The following is a 19939-nucleotide window of genomic DNA, read 5'->3' on the forward strand; positions in this document are numbered from 1 at the left end:
CCCAAGACATCCAATGTTTTGGGTTTTTGTACGCATTAATAAGCCAGTCCTACCCGGCAGCCGATATAGTCTCCTGTAAGAAGCTCGTGATACAGAAAAGCCGCTGTGTCGCCGACAGTGATCATTTTGCCTTCTACCGGCAAGACGTTGCGTTCTGCACGGTATTCACCTGCTGCTTCTCCGTCGGGAAGATATGTGGGGCAGATAATGGTCCAGTCTAAGGACGAAGCTCTGAGCATTTCATATACCTTTGCGTGCTCCTTGGCAGCGCGAGTCAGTTTTCGTTTTGATTCATTTGTTTCAAATCGATATTTTCCTGGTTCAATCCGTGAATTAAGAATGCCCGCGGTGCCGATCGTTATGACCCGTTGGATATGCTGTTCCTGCATAATGGCAAGAATATGTGTCATGGCAGCTGACAACGTATCATCACCATCTGTACCGAGACAGCTGATGACGATTTGAGCATCTTTCATGATTTCTTTCACATGTTCCCGGCAGCGAGCATTCCCGATAACGATCCGTTCTTTCGGCAGGCCAATTTTATTATTTGGTGACCTGAGCAAGGCGTAAATATCAAGTTGTTCATCGTTCCCTGCCAATTTTAAAAAGGCTTGTCCGACCCGGCCGCTTGCCCCAAATAAAGCAATTTTCATGAAAAACCCTCCTCGCCCCCATTATAAAAGGATGTACTCAGTTTGAACAGCGTGGGAAAGAATACCTGTACAAGAATGCAGAACGATGGGAAACATATTCGTTAATCATGGATATACTTACGAACTGCACCAGCTCCCAATTCACAATCGCGATGAATGGCACCCTGATTCCCTCCCTTTTTTTCTAGGATATGTGGAGCAGGAAAAAAGGGTGACAAATATAAAGAAGGCGCGGAAACCGCGCCTTCTGTCAGCCATTTATTGAATTGTTATTGTACGCGGCCGCCCATGTTCTGCTGAGCGAAAGATACTAAACGTTTTGTGATTTCTCCTCCGACAGAACCGTTAGCGCGGGAAGTCGTATCCGCTCCAAGGTTAACGCCGAATTCAGAAGCGATCTCAAGTTTCATTTGGTCGATAGCCTGAGCTGCGCCAGGTACTAGCAATTGATTTGAAGAGTTTTGGTTAGCCATGTGTAAAATCTCCTTTTTTATTTGATATGGTTGGGTTAACTGGAGTTGCACCAGTCTGTGGACCCGACTCGGGTGTCACTGCCGTCTCGGCGTAACCCAATGCTTTGCCGGCTTGTTACTACGTATTATGTTAGATTTGACTGAAACTCATGCGGGCATTTTAGTGGTAAATCTTGAGAAACATAAAAAAAGCTTAGCCGTTCAGGCTAAGCTAATCGTAAATATGAAAAAGCATCAATTCATGTACCTCGTTTTTGAGTGCAGGCTCATCAGCACGGGCGGGATACAAACCTCCCCATTCAATCTCGCCGTTTTTATGATAGATGCCTTCATAATGCGTGCCTTTATAGTAAAACGAAATGGTCCATCCGGGCAGTTTTTCTTTTTGAAACAAAGGTTTCCAGCTGAAATGAGAAATCATCAGGGGCCACGCTCCTTGAAGTTGATATCAATTGACATGGATACGGACGAATTATATTCATTGTATCATTGTTACAAAACATCATTGAAGGGACTTTATGATGTAACTTGTCCCAGCGATGAATAAACTTCAAGCCCGCTTTTACATAAAGCGGGCAGATTAGGATGGCCACAGCGATTCATGGGAGGTAATCGCCATCTTCGAAAGATATGACGCATATTCAAAGCTTCTTCGTTTTGTCAAAGAATCGACAGACTGCAGATTCGGATGAGAAAAAATACTGCGTCCCGGACGTGAATTCGCTTCAAACATCCATATCTTACCGTTTTGATCAATGCCAAAATCAAAACCAATCTCGCCAACGAACCCATCGATATGGTCATGAAGCACTTGGCTGGCGGTCAGCGCCGCCGCAGAAAGCTTTTTAATGACATGTATTCGTTCCGTCGGATCATCGTATACTTCGGCCAGTGTTTTCACTTCCCCGCCATTGGATAGGTGTGTTGTAATGCTGTTTTCTCCTGAAATTTTTACTGCGATGGCAGTTACAGTCCATTTCCCTTTCCCGTTTTTATTTGTATGAACGCGGAAATCGGCTGGTTTTCCCTCAAATTCAATTAAATGCACCCCTTGCTGAACGAGAAAGACAGCGGGATCATGCTGTTTTTGAAATTCATCCAAAAATGCGGAAGCATCGGGATAGTCGATTGAAGAAAAAGATTTAGCATCATTCGTATGTTTCACAGTCAAACCGGATTCCGTTTTGGCGAGCTGATAAATCCCGGTGCCGAGTGCTCCGTCCGCCGGTTTTATATAAACCTTGCCGAATGAATCACTCAGCTCTTCAATCTGCTCAACAGTAGGATGAAGGATTGATTTTGGTAAAAAAGGAGCCGTTCTTGGGTCTTTTTCCAGCAATTGATGAACATCCCATTTGTTGAAAAATGTTTTGTTGAACCATGGAATTTGATATTCATTGATCAGCCGGTTTTTTGTATTCTGCAAGACAATTGAATTCTCGATTTTTCTGTTTGGCAAACGGTCATACACGACGTTCGGCAGCGGGACAATGTGTTTCTCCCAGCCGTTTTCCCTGTATAGAAGCGCTTCAATCGTTCCTTCCTGCCAATTGATTTGGTGCGCGCCAAACACGAAGCAATAGCTTCCTGTTTGTTCATGCAAAGTGAGCAGTTTAGAAAAAAAGAGAGATCGATCCTTAAAAGGGCGCTCAAGTGAGGCGGTAAACCCCGCGGTGAAGATGCCGATTAACGGACCAATGTGCACCGAATGATCATGAATGAGAATATCAGCCCGGCTGCGGTGCGGTATCAACAGTTCGTGAAACAAATTTTCAGAGAGGAGCACTGTCTGTTCGAGATTTCGTCTGAAAGTAACATGGCATCTGACAACCTTCGTTCCAAATGAGGCAGACAAAAGGTCGTCTTGCTTCATTGCGGAGGGCAGAAATATAGTATTTTCACTGTTTTTGTCTATGCCGATCAAAAACCGATTACGATTCACGCGGAAGGACTCCTTTCTGGTTTTGCAGCGAAAATAGATATTTGCACCGCTTAAGAGGACAAGTAAATAGATGTTCTTTTTTCTCAGGGGAAACATGAAGTATTGATTTTCTGCCTGGTTTAGAATTGATATCCAGGATCCAGATTCTCCCGTCCTTCGCAAGGCATATATCCAGACCAAGTTCAAATAACGGCCCGTATCGCTCATCCAGATAATAAGGAACCGATTGGGTAATCGAGAATACGTCATCCAGTAGAACTACCTGCTGTTTTTTCGGAATATTTTCAAACCATGTATCAAATGTAAGCGTATCCGATCCGCCTGATAAATTGGCCAGCAGCCCATTTTTGTATCCGCGTCTCACTGCCTTTCCAACGGTATGCCATTCACCGTCCTCATTTTTTTGCATAAACAGCCGGATATCACACGGGTATTGCTCCTTATCTTGGATATTTAAATAAGGCTGTATCAAATATTGGTGCTGCAGCACTTTTTTGCACCAGGTTTTAAAAGAAGCTTGGTTAGAAAAGGATTTTGTCTGTTTATCCTTTCCGATATGGTAGGTGGCGGTTATGTTTTTTTTGCCGAGCTCCAGAAGTATAACGCCTCTGCCGCCAGCACCGAACGCCGGCTTTAAAATACAGGCTTTTTCTTTCAATAAATACGAATGGATTTGTTCAAATCGGCTCACCTTCATGGTTTCTGGAATGTAAGGATTGATCACAGAATGCTCCTGCAAATCTTGAAGCACCGTCCATTTATCAGGAAGACCCCGCCCGATAAATTCGGTTTTCGGATATTTTTTGAGCCATTCAACGATCGGCTTTGCTTTTTGGGATTGTGAATCCTTCCCATAAAAACAGCGGTCATAAATATAATCGGGAATCGCAAGTTCTGTTTCGTTCCAATTGCTGCTCGCTGGGTGATAAACGAGCGCTTTGACACGCAGGGTGTCGGGCAAAATGTCAAACGGTGTAAAGCGGATCAAACGTATGCCGAATTCGGGCGCTCTTACGGCCAATTCTGCGGAAAAATCCTGCTCATGCTGGCGGGTTAAGGACATAAAACCGAGTGTTATCATGGTGAGACTCCCCCTTTTATTAAAAAGCTGCCGGCGGGTGTCAGCAGCGTAACGCTTCAAAAAACATCAGGAACACAGCTGTCGGTAGTCTACTTTACAGATTACGATTCAGCATCTTGCCCTATTCCTGTTAAACAAGCTGATTTTATGGCACTGTGTTTTGTCTCCTTGTTTGCTAAGTGATCACACCAACCTCTATAATACAAATAGGTCATTCTAATTATGAAAAAGTAAAAGCACAGATGGAGGCAGATGAGCAGGAATGGGTATTGCAGGAACCTTTATATTTATGATCGTGATCGGCGCAGTTATCGGCGCGGTGACCAATCATTTAGCAATTCAAATGCTATTTAGGCCGTATAAGGCATATTATTTGTTTGGAAAACGAGTCCCTTTTACTCCGGGATTGATTCCAAGAAGACGTGATGAGCTTGCGAAACAAATGGGGCTGATGGTGGTAAACCATTTATTAACGCCTGAGGGTATTAAAAAGCGGCTTGTCTCAGATTCAGCCAAAAAGCAGGCGCTGCAAGTCGGAGAACAGCTGATTCAGAACCTGTCGTTATCTGAAATGACAGTAAAAGCAGCGCTTGAAAAAATCGGAGTAAAGCATCCGGGTGAAGCGGCAGATGCCTGGATCAGCCGCTGGACGGATGATAAATTGAATGAACTATTCCGCCGATATGAGCATCAAACGTTAAAAGAAGCACTGCCATTGGAAGTGCAGGAAAAGCTTGAAGAGAAGATACCGATGATTTCAGGCTATATTTTATCGCGAAGCATTCATTATTTTGAAAGTGAAGAGGGAAAAATCCGTCTCGGCAATATGATTGATGACTTCTTAAAAGAACGCGGTATGCTTGGAAGTATGGTGCAAATGTTTCTCGGCAATTCAAGCCTTGCTGATCGCGTGCTGCCGGAGCTTCTGAAGTTTTTGCGGAATGAGGAAACGAATAAGCTGCTTTCTGATCTTCTGAAAAACGAATGGGGCAAGCTGAAGGAGTATACATTTAATGAAGCGGACGAAAAATGGAATGCAAAAGTATTAATCTTTAGCTTGAAACGAAGAGTGCTGCAAGCATTTTCAACTGCTCCGTTTTTTGAAAATACGATTGGCTCGCTTACTGCCCGCTATGAAGATGATCTGAACCATCGTGTCCTGCCGGCGCTTTTAGACAAATTGCTTGAGGGGATTTCAACCAATCTCGAAAGTGTATTAAAACGAATGCGCCTTGAGGAAATTGTAAAGGAGCAGGTGGATCAGTTCCCGGTACAGCGTCTTGAAGAAATGGTGCTGTCGATTTCAAAAAAAGAATTTAAAATGATAACCTATTTGGGCGGCCTTCTCGGCGGAATCATAGGTGCGATTCAAGCTTTGTTTGTCATCCTTTTTTAAGAAGAAACGGGTTTCGATTAATGAAAGGAGCTCCATAGTCTGTTATAGTGGAGGGGTATGTCAATTGGCAATGATGAAAGGAGCTATGTACAATGGCTGTTAATTTTTATGATGTAGCGTATGATCTGGAAAATGCATTGCGCGGGAGCGAAGAGTTTACCCGTTTAAAAAACCTGTACGATGAAGTAAACGCAGACGAGTCTGCGAAACGGATGTTCGAAAACTTCCGTGATGTGCAGCTGAGACTTCAGCAAAAACAAATGGCTGGAGAAGAAATTACAGAAGACGAAGTGCAGCAGGCTCAAAAAACTGTTGCGCTTGTGCAGCAGCACGAAAAAATCTCTCAGCTGATGGAAGCGGAGCAGCGTATGAGTATGCTGATCGGCGAATTAAACAAAATCATTATGAAGCCTTTAGAAGAGCTTTACGGCAGTGTCGAAGGCTAATCTATCAAAATCCCTTCTGGATAAGAAGGGATTTTTTTATTCGTTCAGCAAATTTGAAAATCCAGCGACTTTTTGACCTCTCCATTAATGATCACTGATAATGTGTGAATTCCTTTGTAATGTTTTCTTGTAGATAAATCCTTAAATGATTGCGTTTTGGTATATGATTTTGTTTCGTTTTTTCCTATATTCGTTTCTGTTATTTTAAATACCTTTCGATGACGCTGGCCTCTGGCTTTTACGTAATCAATGGCGTACTCAATTCTTACTTTTTGATCCCTGTTTGAATGAATGTGAAAAGTAAACTTGAGGGTTTCACCAATAGAAATACGGCTGGACTCGCACGTTAAATCCTGCAGTTGAATCGAATCAGCATCATGATAGCCAAAAAGTGATAAAGCCTGTTTATCGCCCTTTTTTAACAAGGTCCGGTAAGCGTGTTTGATGATCCAGTCTGTATGAGGATGTGTTCCATACCATTGTTCAGCGACTTTTTTCAGCAAGTGAGGATGTGTTTTTGATATATCATTAAGGTTGTTGGCCACACTTTTTCTCACATACAAAGACTCGTCCTGCATCAGCTGCTCAAGGATCGGCAGCACGGGGGAGGGGTCCAATTTTAAAGCGGGTACCGATTTTCCCCATGGAAGGCGGGGCCTGCTTCCTTCACTCGCAAGTCTTCTCACGTGCTCATTTTCATGCTTAGACCATATCAGCAATTGCGCAATCATTTTTTCCTGATCTAAAAGCAAAAAAGGCCTCACAGCAAATTCTGAAGTAGAATAATGCGTAAAGTATTCTAACGCCTTCATTGAATCATCCCAATGCTCTAATCCGTACTGTTCCACATAGTCAGGAAAAATGATTCCGCTGAGTCCCTTAAAATGAGGAGATGCATCCCATAATACTGCAAGCGCTTCACCGTAATGTTTCGGCAATGTTTTGTATAAAGCAACGGTAATGCGGCGCATGCGTTCTTTTAAAGCGAGCGCAGGCCATTCTTCCTGCATTAAGAGTTCCTCGAATCTGTCTTTGTTGAACGCTGGATAGGTTTCTTTTACAGTATCTATTAATTGAGAGATCAGTTCTTGATTATAAATTTCTTTTAAACCAGTCATCGGACCACCGCTTTTCAGTTGATTGTTTCTATTATATGCGAATATATGTTCTTGTTCAAGTGGTGATATCCAATAATTAACATTCTACGCTACCTTAGTTACACAGATATTGGTTACTTTTTTTAGTTAAAAAAACCCTTGTCTTCTGCAGAGAAAACTGCGATAATAACATTGAAAGCGCCTACACTTACCTATTTCAAATGGATACGGTCGCATATCATGCCGTTATATAGAGGGGATAAGCAACAGAGAGTAAGTGTTCGGAGCGCATCATTGGTCAAATAAGGGGTTCCTAATACATGATTTTTCGTAAATCGAAATAACGATATTAGGGAGAATGGCTGCTTCGATCGTATCCTATCATGTTTGCATAAATAAAGCCTGCTGAGTCAGGCTTTTTTTGCTGTACAGAAAAGGTTGTTCTAAACACAGAGACAGGGTCATATCCTATACACAAGTACAGTCATCAAGGAGGGGGACATCTCTGTGTCAAAACAATTGCTTGCCTTAAACATAGATGGAGCGCTGCTTCGATCGAACGGGAAAATTCATCAGGCGACGAAAGATGCGATTGAATATGTTAAGAAAAAAGGGATTTACGTCACACTTGTCACCAACCGCCATTTTCGCTCAGCTCAGAAAATAGCAAAATCGCTGAAGCTTGATGCAAAGCTGATCACCCACAGCGGCGCCTATATCGCTGAGAAAATAGACGCGCCCTTTTTTGAAAAAAGAATTTCTGACGACCATACTTTTAATATCGTTCAAGTGCTTGAGAGCTATCAATGCAACATCAGGCTTCTTCACGAGAAATATTCGATTGGAAACAAGAAAAAGGTCAATTCAAATTTGCTTGGAAAAGCGCTGATCCACCCGTCAGATCCCATCTTTTACCCGGTTCAGTTTGTTGAATCGTTAAGCGATCTTCTGATGGATGAACCGGTGAGTGCGCCCGTCATCGAAGTGTATACAGAACACGATATTCAGCAAGACATTACAGAAACGATCACAAAAGCCTTCCCGGCGGTTGACGTGATTCGCGTAAACGATGAGAAAATGAACATTGTTCCAAAGGGAGTTTCGAAGGAAGCGGGCCTTGCACTTGTCGCTTCGGAACTGGGACTGGCGATGGAGGATGTAGTCGCTATCGGCCATCAGCAAGACGATCTTCCGATGATTGAGCTTGCCGGCCTTGGGGTAGCAATGGGGAACGCTGCACCGGAAATTAAGAGAAAGGCCGATTGGGTCACGAGATCAAATGACGAGCAAGGCGTCGCATATATGATGAAGGAATATTTCCGTATGCAGCAGCGAAAAGGGTTCCTCGATAAGTTCCACATGAAACGCGTATAAAAAAGCCGCTCGCGCCCAGACAGGTGCGGCGGCTTTTTTGCCGGATTGATTTTAGCTACTTATTTCTGTACACTTAAGAAAGTTTTGAATCTGATAAATTAGGTGATGAAGTTGCAAATGAAAATAGAAGGCATACACGATGACCGCCTTCATCGGCCACTGCAGAATATCGCAAATTTGTTTTATGAGGAATGCGATCTTGTCTACGGCGGAGAGGAGCCGGCGGATCTTGTCATCTCTTTAGCGTGCACGCAAACGGATGAGCATGTGACGGTTTCAGGAGAAGTGAAAGGAACCGGAATTAAGGAACACCATACGAAATCTTTTTCTCCTGATATGAATGAAAAAGAAGCTTTCAAACAAGTAAAAAACACAATTTCTTATGTTTACTTAAATCTTCTTCAAGCGCATACGGGCATGACGCAAAAGTGGGGAATCCTCACAGGAATCCGCCCGACGAAGCTGCTTCATAAAAAGCTGCAAAGCGGGATGCCGAAGGAACAGGCGCATGCAGAATTGAAAAAAGACTATTTAATTCATGATGAGAAAATCGAATTGATGCAGCAAATTGTCGACCGGCAGCTGGCGGCGGTGCCTGATTTGTATCAAGTAAAAGAAGAAGTCAGTATTTATATCGGTATTCCTTTCTGCCCGACCAAATGTGCGTATTGCACCTTCCCTGCATACGCCATCCAAGGACAAGCAGGCAGAGTCGGCTCATTTTTGTGGGGGCTGCATTACGAAATGCAGAAAATCGGCGAATGGCTGAAGGAGCATGACGTCAAGGTCACAACCATTTATTTTGGCGGCGGGACGCCTACCAGCATTACAGCGGAAGAGATGGATCTTCTGTATGAAGAAATGGTCCGCTCCTTCCCGGATGTGAAAAATATTCGTGAAATTACTGTGGAAGCCGGCCGCCCCGACACGATTACTGAAGAAAAACTTGCCGTGTTGAACAAATATGATATTGACCGGATCAGCATTAACCCGCAATCCTATGAAAACGAAACGCTCAAGGCGATCGGCCGTCATCATACGGTGGAAGAGACCATTGAAAAATATCATCTGTCACGCCGGCACGGCATGAATAATATCAATATGGATTTAATTATCGGATTGCCTGGAGAAGGCGTGAAGGAGTTCAGACACAGCCTTTCAGAAACCGGGAAACTGATGCCGGAATCGCTGACTGTTCACACCCTTTCCTTTAAGCGGGCGTCAGAAATGACAAGAAATAAACATAAATACAAAGTTGCCGGGAGAGAAGAGGTTTCTCAAATGATGGATGATGCGGTAGCTTGGACGAAAGAGCATGGATACGTGCCGTATTATTTATACCGCCAGAAAAATATTCTTGGAAATCTGGAAAACGTCGGGTATTCGATTCCGGGCCAGGAAAGCATCTACAACATTATGATTATGGAAGAAGTGCAGACGATTATCGGCATCGGCTGCGGTGCGGCAAGTAAATTTATTGATCCGGATACAGGGAAAATCACACACTTTGCCAATCCGAAAGACCCGAAATCATACAATGACCGATTTGAGCACTACACGGACGAAAAGATCAAATATTTAGAGCGGATTTTTGAGAGAACGACAAAGCAGCACTGATCACAGTGCTGCTTTTTTTTATCCCCGCTGTTTTTTCACAGGCTGAACGTCCGGCTTCCATTTAAACACCTTGTTCAGCTGGCGGTAAATCCATTTTGATTCTTTTGTTAATAATGGCCCCAAAATCGCCAGAATAAGGACATATAGTGCGGCGAATGGCTTTAATGTGGCTGACAGGCCGCCGGCTATGCCGAGATTGGCGACGATAATCGAAAACTCTCCCCGTGATACGATCGTAAGACCGATATTAGATGAGGCTTTATGAGAAAGCCCTGCGCGGCGTCCCGCCACCATTCCGGCGATAAAGTTTCCGAATATGGTCAGGATCACAGCTCCCAATGCCAGCCAAACCGCTTCACCAAGTGAAAAAGGGTCTATGCTGAGGCCGAAGCTGAAAAAGAACATCGCGCCGAAAAAGTCGCGAAACGGAACGACAAGGTGCTCAATCCGATCGGAATGCTCTGTTTCTGAAAAGACCAAACCGAGCAGCAGCGCGCCGATGGCTTCTGCCACATGAATTGTCTCTGAAAACCCGGCGATGAAAAAGAGCGCTGCAAAAATGACGATAATAAACACTTCATTCGAGCGAATGTCCAACAGCTTATTCAAAAGCGGCGGGAGCTTTCTGGCTGCGATAAAAAACAGCAGCATATAGCCAAATGCGATCAGAATGGACAAAAGCGCACTCCCGACTGATGTCGCGTCTCCAAGCACAAGGCCGGAAACAACAGACAAATACACGGCAAGGAAAATATCCTCAAACATAATAATGCCGAGAATCAGTTCGGTTTCCGGGTTGGCCGTTCTTTTTAAATCGACCAGCACTTTTGCGACGATCGCGCTTGAAGAAATGGTGATGACGCCTGCCAGCACGAGGACTTCCAGGAAAGAAAACCCGGTGATAAACCCATAAAGCAGTCCAAGGCTGAAGTTAATCAAGATATAAATTGATCCGCCAATTGCGATGGATTTTCCAGACTTGATCAGCTTTCCGACAGAGAATTCAAGTCCGAGATAGAAAAGGAGGAAAAGCACGCCCATCCGCCCGAAAAACTCAATGATTTCACTGCTCTCTATAAACGTGAGGTCAATAATCCCGACTTTAGGGGCATGAGGGCCTAGCAGCATCCCTAAAATAATGAGAAACGGGATAATTGAAAACTTAATTTTATTTGCGATGACACTGGCAATCGCCACAAGCACAAGCGCGGTTCCGACTTCAAACACAAGATGATCCATCCGCAGATCACACGCCCTCTCTAGAAAGAAAATCATGAGTCAGCTTCTTCAGATGCTTTCTTTCACCTGAGAGGACAAGTGTATCATCTTCTTCAATCACCGAGTCAGCACCCGGATTTAAAAACTTTTGCTGGTTGTGTTTAATGATGGCGATGACAGTGACATCATAGTTTTGGCGGACATCAAGTTCGCCAAGGGTGCGCCCGATTGACTTCGCGCCTTTTTCCACCTTAAACCACTCAATAATGAGGTCGCTAAACGCCATCTCAATGGACTCCAGCGCCTGCGGCTTATAGACCATGCCGCCTAAAATCGCGGCAATTTGCCTTGCTTCGGAATCATCCAATGAAATATTGGAAAGAAGCTCATCCGGATCCCGGTCATCAAACCGATAGATTTCTCTTCTTCCGTCATCATGAATAATAATCGTCATTTTTTCGCGGTTTCTTGTTTCAATTTCAAATTTTTTGCCGATTCCCGGCAGGTCGTTTTCTTTTATATTCAATGAGAATCCCTCCGAATGTAGTATTGGCATAATGACAGGGTACAAACAAAACGGTATCCATTCATATTCGGAGGTAGTTAGACTGGTATTTGATCGGGATGGCACAAACCCTTTCCAGCCTGTTGATGTGAGGATCATCAAGCGGTTTGGCAGATAACGTTCTGATAGACTGCGCCAATGGATTGTACTCTTTCATAAACTCCGCCAGATGCAGACTGCCCGGTGACGGCGTTTTGGCTGATTGTGATTCTTTTGGATATGAGGACATTGGCACATAGCTGTCAGTGCTTGCATCAAACTGGGAGGGCAGGACCACGTCAGAAGGGGGAAAGTACACCATAAATAAGCTTAATAGAAAGCTGATCAGCAATTTATCCATGTTACCTTCCCCCTTTCTCATTCGATATCCCTTCCATTTCACTATATAAAACTTTATGTTCCCATTCAAATGATATGCATTTTTCAGTATCTATTGACCTTGAAAAATAAAAAAAGGTTTCTTTAAGGACGGCGGGGAATGTATATGAGAAAGATAAAAGAAAGCGTATACATGGAGGTGTTTTATATGGATTATATTCAATATGAACTGAAGGGGCCTGTGGCAGAAATTGTGCTGAATCGCCCTGATGCTCATCACGCCTTGAATGAGCAAATGCTGTTTGAGCTGAAGGAGGCGTGTGAAAAGGTTTCTGAAAGCGAGGCGCTCATCGTCCTCCTGAGAGGTACCGGAAAAGGTTTTTCGGCAGGCGGTGATATACGGATGATGACTTCTGATCATGATCCTAATCAATTTAGCCAGCTGATGGATACGATCGAAGCCATTACTTTAACGTTATACGAAATGAAAAAAGTGACGATTGCCGCTGTCCATGGCGCTGCTGCGGGACTGGGTCTGAGTTTAGCACTTTGTGCTGACATTGTGCTTGCAGAGAAAAATGCCGTACTTGCAATGAACTTTATCGGCATCGGACTTATTCCTGATGGCGGGGGCCATTATTTGCTGAAAAAAAGGATTGGGGAAGCGAAAGCGAAAAAGCTGATTTGGAGCGGGAAAAAGCTATCCGCTGAAGAAGCGGCTGGCATGGGTCTCTTGGATGGTACATTTAACGGAGAGCCTGCGGAAGGTGCAAGACCTTATGTTGAAACACTTTTAGCCTCGCCCCTACTGGCAATGATTGAGACGAAAGCCATTTTTCAAAGCCTCCATATTGATGAATTGAAGAAGGTGCTGGCTCTTGAACGAAGTGCCCAGGAGAGAATGAGGAGGACAAAAGATCACCAGGAAGGAATCCGTGCGTTTTTAGAGAAACGGGAGCCAAAGTTTCAAGCGTAACAGATCAGCCGGGAAGCTGATCATCTCTGAAACAAAATCAGCTTTCCGGCTGCATTCACTAAACGATGGGTATGATGATGAAGCTCTTTTTCCTTTAACAGGGCTTCACCCTGCTTTTTTGCCGCATCTTCGTTTTCCGCCTCAAATCGCTCGTTTATCAGTGTTTCTCCCGAAGGATCAAAAGCCGTAAGAAAATACTCCGCCATCATATTTCGCCTCCAACTATATCAATTATCGTTCCTTCTCCATGTATATTCTAAAAAAGCAAACCAAAATCCTTTATTATGTTTTAACCATATATAGTATATAATGGGTCGAGGAAGGAGGAGATTCGGTGCTGACGATTGATCACGTAACGAAGACATTTGGAGATTATAAAGCGGTTGACGGATTGAATTTAGAAATCCCGGAACAGCAAATGTTTGGCCTCTTAGGCGCAAACGGAGCGGGAAAAACGACGACCTTTCGCATGATTCTCGGCTTATTAAGCATTACGAAGGGTACGATCAGCTGGAAAGGCCGCCCCGTCAACTACAGTATGAGCAACAAAATCGGGTATTTGCCGGAAGAGCGCGGACTTTATCCAAAAATGAAGGTAAAGGACCAGCTTGTCTATCTGGCAAGATTAAAAGGTATGGAGAAAGGTGAGGCTGTAAAAGAGCTCGGAACATGGCTTGAACGCTTCAATATAACAGAATACGAGAATAAAAAAGTAGATGAGCTTTCAAAAGGAAACCAGCAGAAAATCCAGTTTATTTCGTCGGTTTTGCATAAGCCTGAGCTGCTGATTCTCGATGAACCATTCAGCGGGCTGGACCCTGTCAATGTCGAGCTGTTGAAGGAGGCTGTTATCTCTTTGAAAAACAGCGGTGTCTCGATTTTATTTTCCAGCCATCGGATGGAGCATGTCGAGGAGCTGTGTGAGCACCTTTGTATTTTGCAAAAAGGAAAGCCTGTTGTGCAAGGCAGTCTGAAGGAAATTAAACGTTCATTTGGCAAAAAGAATGTGACCATACATTCCGATGACGATCTGCATTTTTTACAGGGGCACGAAGGCATTACGCAATGGAAGGAAACGGCCGGCGGCGTAAAGCTCCAAATTGCCAATGAAGACATCTCTCAAGAGATCTTCGCCATGCTCCAAGGTAAAGGTTTTATTCGAAAGTTTGAGCTTGAAGAGCCGTCACTCCATGACATTTTTATAGAAAAGGTGGGGGCCGTCTATGAATAAATTTTTGATCATGCTTTCTCATACATATAAAAATAAGATTATGGCAAAATCTTTTATTATTTCTACTGTCGTCACGGTTTTGCTTGTTTTGGCTGTCACTAACTTAGAATCGATCATTTCTATGTTTCAAGGAGAAGACACAAAAGAGAAAATTGCTGTTATTGATGAAACAAACGAATTATATCCGATTTTCTCAAAGCAGCTGAAAGCAGTCGATACCGACAGCGATCTTGATGTGAAGCAGTCTAAGCAACCAGAGGAAAAAGTTACAAAGCAGGTCAAAGATGAAACGCTTGACGGCATGCTCATTATCAAAAGAGATGAAAAAGGGACGATCTCAGGGACGTACAAAGGGTTAACGATTTCGGATGAAAGCACGGTTCAAACACTGCAGCAGGCGTTAACGCAAACAAAAACCGCTGTTGGAACAGAGGAGCTCGGCGTTTCGCAGGAAACCATCAGCAGCCTCTATGCGCCTGTCACTGTCGGGCAGGAGGCGCTGAAAGAGGGTGCAAAGTCTGAGGAAGAGCTGGGGCAGGCGATGGGGCTTGTTTACATTATGCTGTTTGTCATCTATTTCTCCGTTATTATGTATGCCAGCATGATTGCGATGGAGGTTGCGACCGAAAAATCTTCGCGTGTCATGGAAATCCTCATCTCAAGCATGCCGCCGATCCAGCAAATGTTTGCAAAGCTGTTAGGCATCGGGCTCGTCGGAATAACACAGCTTGCTGTCATTATTTCTGCCGGATATCTGTCGCTGAAGCTGAACAAAACGAGCGAAACGGCTTCATCTGTCGGCGGTTTTCTTAATCTGACCGACGTTCCCGTTTCCACCGTGATATATGCGGTTATTTTCTTTTTGCTCGGTTACTTTTTGTATGCGACACTGGCCGCGTTTCTTGGCAGCGTCGTCAGCAGAATAGAGGACGTGCAGCAAACGATCACACCGATGACGCTTTTGGTGGTTGCCGGTTTTATGATTGCCATGTTCGGACTAAACGCTCCTGAAGCAGGATTTATTACGGTCACATCGTTTATCCCGTTCTTTACGCCGATGATTATGTTCTTGCGCGTCGGCATGCTGGAAATTCCGTTTTGGCAGGCGGCTGCCGGCATCGGGATAACTCTGCTTACCATTATCATACTTGCCGTCATTGGCGCCAGAATTTATAAAGGCGGCGTCTTGATTTACGGCAACTCAAGCGCATTTAAAGCAATCAAACAAGCGCTGCGTTTGGCAAAAAACTGATTAAAAAACAGCCTGGGAATGCTCAGGCTGTTTTTTAATTGTATTCGTTCTGACAGAACGTGCATTCGTAAGAAATCGGTGCTAAAATAAGGGTACTTCATCCTGGAAAGGAGCAGAATGTTGACTGATCTAACCTTTATTCATGCGGCAGATCTTCATCTCGACAGCCCGTTTTACGGGATATCGCATCTGCCGGAACCCATTTTTGCCCGGATCAAAGAAAGCACGTTTTCAAGCGTGAGACATATCATAGACGCTGCAATCACAGAGAACGTTGATTTCGTTTTGCTGGCGGGGGATTTGTTTGATGAGGCCAATCGAAGTTTAAAGGCGCAGCTCTTTTTGAAAAAACAGTTCGATAGACTTAGAGAGTACGGGATTTCAGTCTATGTGATTTTTGGGAACCATGATCATCTCGGCGGAGAATGGACACCGATTGAATGGCCGGAGAATGTTCACATGTTTACATCCCCAGTCCCTGAAGAAAAATCGTTTTATAAGGATGGCAGGCGCGCAGCAAGCATTTACGGTTTCAGCTATCAGACCAGAGCCGTGACGGAAAATCTAGCCGCCCGCTACCGGAAATCAACTGACGCGCCCTTTCATATCGGGATGCTCCACGGCACGTTATCAGGGTCTGAAGGACACGATCCATATTGCCCGTTTACTCAGGATGATCTTGTGAAAAGCGGAATGGATTATTGGGCGCTTGGCCATATTCACAAACGCCAGGTTCTTGTTGCCGGGCACCCAGCCGCGATATATCCGGGAAATCCTCAAGCGCGCCATATGAAGGAGACAGGAGATAAAGGCTTTTATCTTGTTCGTGTGGAGCGCGGAGATATGTCCTATGAATTTAAGAAAGCGCATGACGTCCTATGGGAGAAAGCAGAAATTGATGTGTCAGCGGCAGAGAATATGACCGCGCTCTTTCAAATTGTCGAGGACACGTTTTCAAAACTGCGGAAAAAGGGGACTCCTGCATGTGTGAAGCTCGTATTACAGGGGACAGCGCCAGAATGGTTATTGGATGCGCCGAGAGGTTCATTGGACGAGCTGCTTGAAGCCTTTCAGGAGCAAGAGGCGGACGAGGAGAATTTTATATGGCCGCTTTCATTGGAAGATGAGATGGAAAATGAAGCAGAGCTTAACAGCCTTGATCCTTTTTTTGGCGGTTTATTGGAAGACATTGAACAGACTGATCTGGCAGGCGTGCTGGAAGGGCTTGAACGGCATCCGGTATATAGGAGACACGCAGACCGGTTTAGTCAAGAGGAGACAAGAGAAATAAAAGAGCAGGCACAGGTTCTATTGAAAAGACAGCTTAAGGTGCTTGAGACATGAGGCGGTGAAAGCTATGCGAATCATATCATTACATATCTACCAATACGGAAAATTTTCAAACCGGACCTTTCACTTTTCCGCCTCGCCTGTCCAATTAATCTATGGATTAAATGAGGCAGGAAAAACGACGATGATGTCATTTATAGAAAGCATGCTGTTTGGATTTCCGAAATCGAAAAAATATGAACCGAAATCAGGCGGTGTGTATGGCGGTGTTCTTGAGGCTGAGCACCCTGCATACGGCGTGATGAAGATTGAACGGACAAAAGGAGCCGCTGAGAAGGTAAGGGTGTACACAGAATCCGGGGAAGTAAAGCAGGAAGATTTTCTAAAGCAGCTGTTCCAGGGCACGGACAGGGCGCTGTACAAAGCCATTTACTCGTTTGATGTATTCGGATTGCAGGAAATTCACACCTTTAATCGGGACAAGATCGGGGAATTCCTGCTGTTTTCCAGCCTGTTTGGCGCTGAAGCCGTATCAAAGCTTGATTCAAGACTGATGAAGGAAAGCGAAAGGCTCTTTAAACCAAACGGCCGAAATCCTCATTTGAATCAGGAATTGGAAACGCTGAAGCAGCTGGCAGCAAAGCTGAAACAGGCTGAGACAGAGGAGGCTGGCTATCATCAGCTTCTTGAGGAGAAAAGAACGCTCGAATCCCGTCTTGCAGCCGCTGAAACAGAGCTGAAAGAGACTGCGGAACATATTCGAAGCATCGAAAGAGCCATTGAACTGAAACCGGTGCTAATCGAAAAAACTGCGCTGGAACAGGCGATTGAACAATATCCGGAGCATGCGGGGCAATTCCCTGCTGACGGATTACATCGTTTAGAAAAGTATGAATCCCATCTTCATCCGAAATCCGCACAGCTGGAGGCGCTTCGGGTAAAGCTTGCAGAGTTGGACAAACAGCTGCAAAAGCTTAACCCAAATGAGGCCATATTGAAGAATGAAGCACTTATCTCAGAGCTATCATCAGCGTATCATATGTACCAATCCTACGGGGAACAGCTTGCCGCCATCCAGGCTCAGCTGCGCCAGTCCTCTTCACAGGCAGCGGCCGGGCTGGAGCAGCTGAATAAAACAGATGAAAATGAACTGCTGAATATGAACACGTCCTATGACTATGAATGGCAGCTTCAGCAGACGGTGCGGCATTACGTGCAGGCGAGAGACAGAAAAAGACAGCTTGATGAAGTGTTTGAAGTGGCGAGGCGCGAGCTGGAAGACGCTGAAAGGGCAGTTCGTGACATATCTTCCGTCATCCTTGAAAACAGCCAAAGAAAAGAAAAAGAAGCCGTTCTTAAAGCATATGATGAAGCACAGGGACAGCATCAAGAGCAGATGAAACTGAGGGAACAGCTGAAGTTCTTCGAAAGGCAGCAGGCGAAACAAAAGAAGACCGTGATGGCAGCAGGCATTCTCTTCATGGTTCTCTTTCTGCTGCTGAAGCAATGGATTCCAACTATATGCATCGGCGCCGCACTCGTGCTGTATGCCTTTACAACTGGCAGAAAGCCGCTGTCTTCTGAAGAAGTAAGGGAGACGAAAGAGCCAGAGACGGATATTTCTCCGCGAGAAGCCGAAGCGATTAGAGAAGCATTATGGGAGGATGACCGCAATAAACAGCACCTTATATCGTTGCGGGCAGAGCTTCAGCAAAAAGAGGCAGCTTACGAAAGGATCATTGAGCAATTTGAACAGTGGGAGGCCGATATGGCTCCCTCCTTCAGCCAAGCTGAGCAATTCATGAATGAACTCGGATTTAAGGAAGACCCTTCCTTCTTATTGGATGCTTACAATGTAATGAAGGACGTACAAAAAGAAGTGAAGAAAAAACATGAGCTGACGATCGAAGCCGGGAGACTACAAAAGCTTCGGCGGACATTTGAGGAACGCGTCAGAATGCTGCATCCTGACAAAATCGATTCTCAAACCCCCGTGGCTGATGTCCTTCACGAACTGCGGAAAAACGCGGAACGCGAAAAAGAGATTGAGAAGCAAAAAAATGAAATGAATAAAGATATCCAATTTCACGAAGAGCAGGTGCTGGAGCTGGAGCAAGAAATACGTTATTTCCAAGCACAGATCGAACAATTATTCACTGAAGCGGGAGCAAAAGACAGAAATGAGTTTTTCGCCATAGCCGACATCCGCAAGAAATGGAAGGATATTGACACAAAGCTGTATAACGTAAATGCACAGCTTCAAGGTGTCAGCTCAGCAGAACTTAATCTGGCAGACTCCGGCACTCTTTCTGAATTGGAGCAAAAACGACTGCAGGAACATGAAAAAAAAGAACGGCTCGATGAGGAGCTGAAACAGCTGCGCGCTCAAATCGCATTGCTTTTGGTCAAACAGGAACAGTTAGAGGCTTCGGGATTGGTCTCTGATCTGAAATTGCAAACTGAAATGCAAAAAGAGCGTGTGAAAGAATCTGCAAAAAAATGGGCTTCGATTCAAATGGTCAGACATGTGATCAAAAATAAAATGGAGCGGCATAAAAAAGTCGGTCTGCCGCGTCTTTTGGAGACAGCCGAGAAATTCTTCCGTCCGCTGACTGACGGCAGCTATCAATCAATTTATTTTTCCGAAACAGATGATTCCATCCTGGTCATGAACAGTGCTGGAACGGTATTTCAGGCGGAAGAACTGTCTCAGGGCACGTGTGAACAGCTGTATACAGCAATTCGTTTCGCTCTGGCCGTTACTCGTCAGGATGGGGCTATGCTGCCCTTCCAGCTCGACGATAGCTTTGTCCATTTCGATCAGAAACGACTAAACCGCGTGCTGGAGATGCTTTCTGTATTATCAGGAGGGGAACGGCAGATTTTCTATTTTACATGCCATGAACATGTAAAAACCGCGTTTCAAAGTGATCAAATCACCCATTTAGTGTCATAAATGAGGTTATATAGCTGATAATCGGTATGTGATATACTGATATTATGTAAG

General features: G+C 44.6%; 20 protein-coding genes. 9 read left to right on the forward strand and 11 right to left on the reverse strand.

Annotation, left to right across the window (positions count from 1 at the left end):
* Positions 1–35 precede the first annotated feature (35 nt).
* From NSU16_RS05275 to NSU16_RS05300, 6 genes are all read right to left on the reverse strand, one after another.
* Positions 36–656: an NAD(P)H-binding protein gene (locus tag NSU16_RS05275; protein ID WP_339192249.1), complete on the reverse strand. Its 621-nt coding sequence runs from the start codon at positions 654–656 to the stop codon at positions 36–38.
* A 37-nt stretch (positions 657–693) separates the two neighbouring features.
* Positions 694–819 carry a hypothetical protein gene (locus tag NSU16_RS05280; RefSeq protein ID WP_081720765.1) on the reverse strand — a complete coding sequence of 42 codons (126 nt, stop codon included), beginning with the start codon at positions 817–819 and terminating at the stop codon, positions 694–696.
* Positions 820–925: 106 nt separating this feature from the next.
* Entirely contained in the window at positions 926–1129 is a 204-nt protein-coding gene (gene sspB, locus NSU16_RS05285) for a beta type acid-soluble spore protein SspB (protein ID WP_010333571.1), read from the reverse strand.
* Between the two features lie 211 nt (positions 1130–1340).
* Positions 1341–1550: a YheE family protein gene (locus NSU16_RS05290; RefSeq protein ID WP_010333572.1), complete on the reverse strand. Its 210-nt coding sequence runs from the start codon at positions 1548–1550 to the stop codon at positions 1341–1343.
* 159 nt (positions 1551–1709) lie between these two features.
* On the reverse strand, positions 1710–3071 hold the full coding sequence (locus NSU16_RS05295; protein WP_339192251.1) for a YheC/YheD family protein: 1362 nt from the start codon (positions 3069–3071) through the stop codon (positions 1710–1712).
* A complete protein-coding gene (locus tag NSU16_RS05300; protein ID WP_010333574.1) occupies positions 3061–4152 on the reverse strand; it encodes a YheC/YheD family protein in 1092 nt (363 codons plus the stop codon). The genes NSU16_RS05295 and NSU16_RS05300 overlap by 11 nt, the downstream gene beginning before the upstream one ends.
* Before the next feature lie 262 nt (positions 4153–4414).
* On the opposite strand from NSU16_RS05300, the gene NSU16_RS05305 reads away from it, so the two are divergent.
* Together NSU16_RS05305 and NSU16_RS05310 are read left to right on the forward strand one after the other, a co-directional pair.
* On the forward strand, positions 4415–5548 hold the full coding sequence (locus NSU16_RS05305) for a DUF445 domain-containing protein (RefSeq protein WP_339192252.1): 1134 nt from the start codon (positions 4415–4417) through the stop codon (positions 5546–5548).
* A 92-nt stretch (positions 5549–5640) separates the two neighbouring features.
* On the forward strand, positions 5641–5994 hold the full coding sequence (locus NSU16_RS05310) for a YlbF family regulator (RefSeq protein WP_010333576.1): 354 nt from the start codon (positions 5641–5643) through the stop codon (positions 5992–5994).
* A gap of 44 nt (positions 5995–6038) precedes the next feature.
* Here the strand turns inward: NSU16_RS05310 and NSU16_RS05315 are convergent, their stop codons facing one another.
* Positions 6039–7112 (reverse strand): DNA alkylation repair protein, encoded by a 1074-nt coding sequence (locus tag NSU16_RS05315; protein ID WP_339192253.1) that lies wholly within the window; start codon positions 7110–7112, stop codon positions 6039–6041.
* Between the two features lie 486 nt (positions 7113–7598).
* On the opposite strand from NSU16_RS05315, the gene NSU16_RS05320 reads away from it, so the two are divergent.
* Both NSU16_RS05320 and NSU16_RS05325 read left to right on the forward strand, forming a co-directional pair.
* Positions 7599–8465, forward strand: coding sequence for a Cof-type HAD-IIB family hydrolase (locus NSU16_RS05320; RefSeq protein WP_010333578.1), 867 nt, complete (start codon positions 7599–7601; stop codon positions 8463–8465).
* 111 nt (positions 8466–8576) lie between these two features.
* A complete protein-coding gene (locus tag NSU16_RS05325) occupies positions 8577–10082 on the forward strand; it encodes a coproporphyrinogen III oxidase (RefSeq protein WP_339192651.1) in 1506 nt (501 codons plus the stop codon).
* An 18-nt stretch (positions 10083–10100) separates the two neighbouring features.
* On the opposite strand, the gene khtU is transcribed toward NSU16_RS05325, so the two are convergent.
* The 3 genes from khtU to NSU16_RS05340 all read right to left on the reverse strand — a co-directional run bounded on the left by khtU (position 10101) and on the right by NSU16_RS05340 (position 12226).
* On the reverse strand, positions 10101–11321 hold the full coding sequence (gene khtU, locus NSU16_RS05330; RefSeq protein WP_010333580.1) for a K(+)/H(+) antiporter subunit KhtU: 1221 nt from the start codon (positions 11319–11321) through the stop codon (positions 10101–10103).
* Between the two features lie 7 nt (positions 11322–11328).
* On the reverse strand, positions 11329–11826 hold the full coding sequence (khtT, locus tag NSU16_RS05335; RefSeq protein WP_010333581.1) for a K(+)/H(+) antiporter subunit KhtT: 498 nt from the start codon (positions 11824–11826) through the stop codon (positions 11329–11331).
* Positions 11827–11887: 61 nt separating this feature from the next.
* Complete coding sequence (locus tag NSU16_RS05340; protein ID WP_333513055.1) at positions 11888–12226, reverse strand: hypothetical protein; 339 nt, start codon at positions 12224–12226, stop codon at positions 11888–11890.
* A gap of 165 nt (positions 12227–12391) precedes the next feature.
* Between NSU16_RS05340 and NSU16_RS05345 the strand changes: the two genes are divergently transcribed.
* Entirely contained in the window at positions 12392–13159 is a 768-nt protein-coding gene (locus tag NSU16_RS05345) for an enoyl-CoA hydratase (RefSeq protein ID WP_339192254.1), read from the forward strand.
* Between the two features lie 20 nt (positions 13160–13179).
* Here NSU16_RS05345 and NSU16_RS05350 read toward each other — a convergent pair whose 3' ends face one another.
* Complete coding sequence (locus NSU16_RS05350) at positions 13180–13365, reverse strand: YhzD family protein (protein ID WP_010333584.1); 186 nt, start codon at positions 13363–13365, stop codon at positions 13180–13182.
* 128 nt (positions 13366–13493) lie between these two features.
* On the opposite strand from NSU16_RS05350, the gene NSU16_RS05355 reads away from it, so the two are divergent.
* From NSU16_RS05355 to NSU16_RS05370, 4 genes are all read left to right on the forward strand, one after another.
* Positions 13494–14390: an ABC transporter ATP-binding protein gene (locus NSU16_RS05355; RefSeq protein WP_010333585.1), complete on the forward strand. Its 897-nt coding sequence runs from the start codon at positions 13494–13496 to the stop codon at positions 14388–14390.
* Complete coding sequence (locus NSU16_RS05360; protein WP_339192255.1) at positions 14383–15642, forward strand: ABC transporter permease; 1260 nt, start codon at positions 14383–14385, stop codon at positions 15640–15642. Before NSU16_RS05355 ends, NSU16_RS05360 begins: the two co-directional genes overlap by 8 nt.
* 117 nt (positions 15643–15759) lie before the next feature.
* Positions 15760–16986 (forward strand): DNA repair exonuclease, encoded by a 1227-nt coding sequence (locus NSU16_RS05365; protein ID WP_339192256.1) that lies wholly within the window; start codon positions 15760–15762, stop codon positions 16984–16986.
* Positions 16987–16990: 4 nt separating this feature from the next.
* The gene (locus tag NSU16_RS05370; protein ID WP_339192257.1) at positions 16991–19888 is read left to right on the forward strand and encodes an AAA family ATPase; all 2898 of its coding nucleotides are present in this window, start codon (positions 16991–16993) and stop codon (positions 19886–19888) included.
* Positions 19889–19939 lie beyond the last annotated feature (51 nt).

The sequence above is a fragment of the Bacillus sp. FSL K6-1003 genome (assembly GCF_037964945.1).
In the GTDB taxonomy this organism is placed as follows: Bacteria; Bacillota; Bacilli; order Bacillales; family Bacillaceae; genus Bacillus; species Bacillus mojavensis.

Coding starts and splice junctions, on each gene's coding strand:
- NSU16_RS05275 (WP_339192249.1), bottom strand. CDS start 656: ATGAAAATTGCTTTATTTGGGGCAAGCGGCCGGGTCGGACAAGCCTTT.
- sspB (WP_010333571.1), bottom strand. CDS start 1,129: ATGGCTAACCAAAACTCTTCAAATCAATTGCTAGTACCTGGCGCAGCT.
- NSU16_RS05290 (WP_010333572.1), bottom strand. CDS start 1,550: ATGATTTCTCATTTCAGCTGGAAACCTTTGTTTCAAAAAGAAAAACTG.
- NSU16_RS05300 (WP_010333574.1), bottom strand. CDS start 4,152: ATGATAACACTCGGTTTTATGTCCTTAACCCGCCAGCATGAGCAGGAT.
- NSU16_RS05305 (WP_339192252.1), top strand. CDS start 4,415: ATGGGTATTGCAGGAACCTTTATATTTATGATCGTGATCGGCGCAGTT.
- NSU16_RS05310 (WP_010333576.1), top strand. CDS start 5,641: ATGGCTGTTAATTTTTATGATGTAGCGTATGATCTGGAAAATGCATTG.
- NSU16_RS05315 (WP_339192253.1), bottom strand. CDS start 7,112: ATGACTGGTTTAAAAGAAATTTATAATCAAGAACTGATCTCTCAATTA.
- khtU (WP_010333580.1), bottom strand. CDS start 11,321: ATGGATCATCTTGTGTTTGAAGTCGGAACCGCGCTTGTGCTTGTGGCG.
- NSU16_RS05340 (WP_333513055.1), bottom strand. CDS start 12,226: ATGAGAAAGGGGGAAGGTAACATGGATAAATTGCTGATCAGCTTTCTA.
- NSU16_RS05345 (WP_339192254.1), top strand. CDS start 12,392: ATGGATTATATTCAATATGAACTGAAGGGGCCTGTGGCAGAAATTGTG.
- NSU16_RS05350 (WP_010333584.1), bottom strand. CDS start 13,365: ATGGCGGAGTATTTTCTTACGGCTTTTGATCCTTCGGGAGAAACACTG.
- NSU16_RS05360 (WP_339192255.1), top strand. CDS start 14,383: ATGAATAAATTTTTGATCATGCTTTCTCATACATATAAAAATAAGATT.
- NSU16_RS05365 (WP_339192256.1), top strand. CDS start 15,760: ATGTTGACTGATCTAACCTTTATTCATGCGGCAGATCTTCATCTCGAC.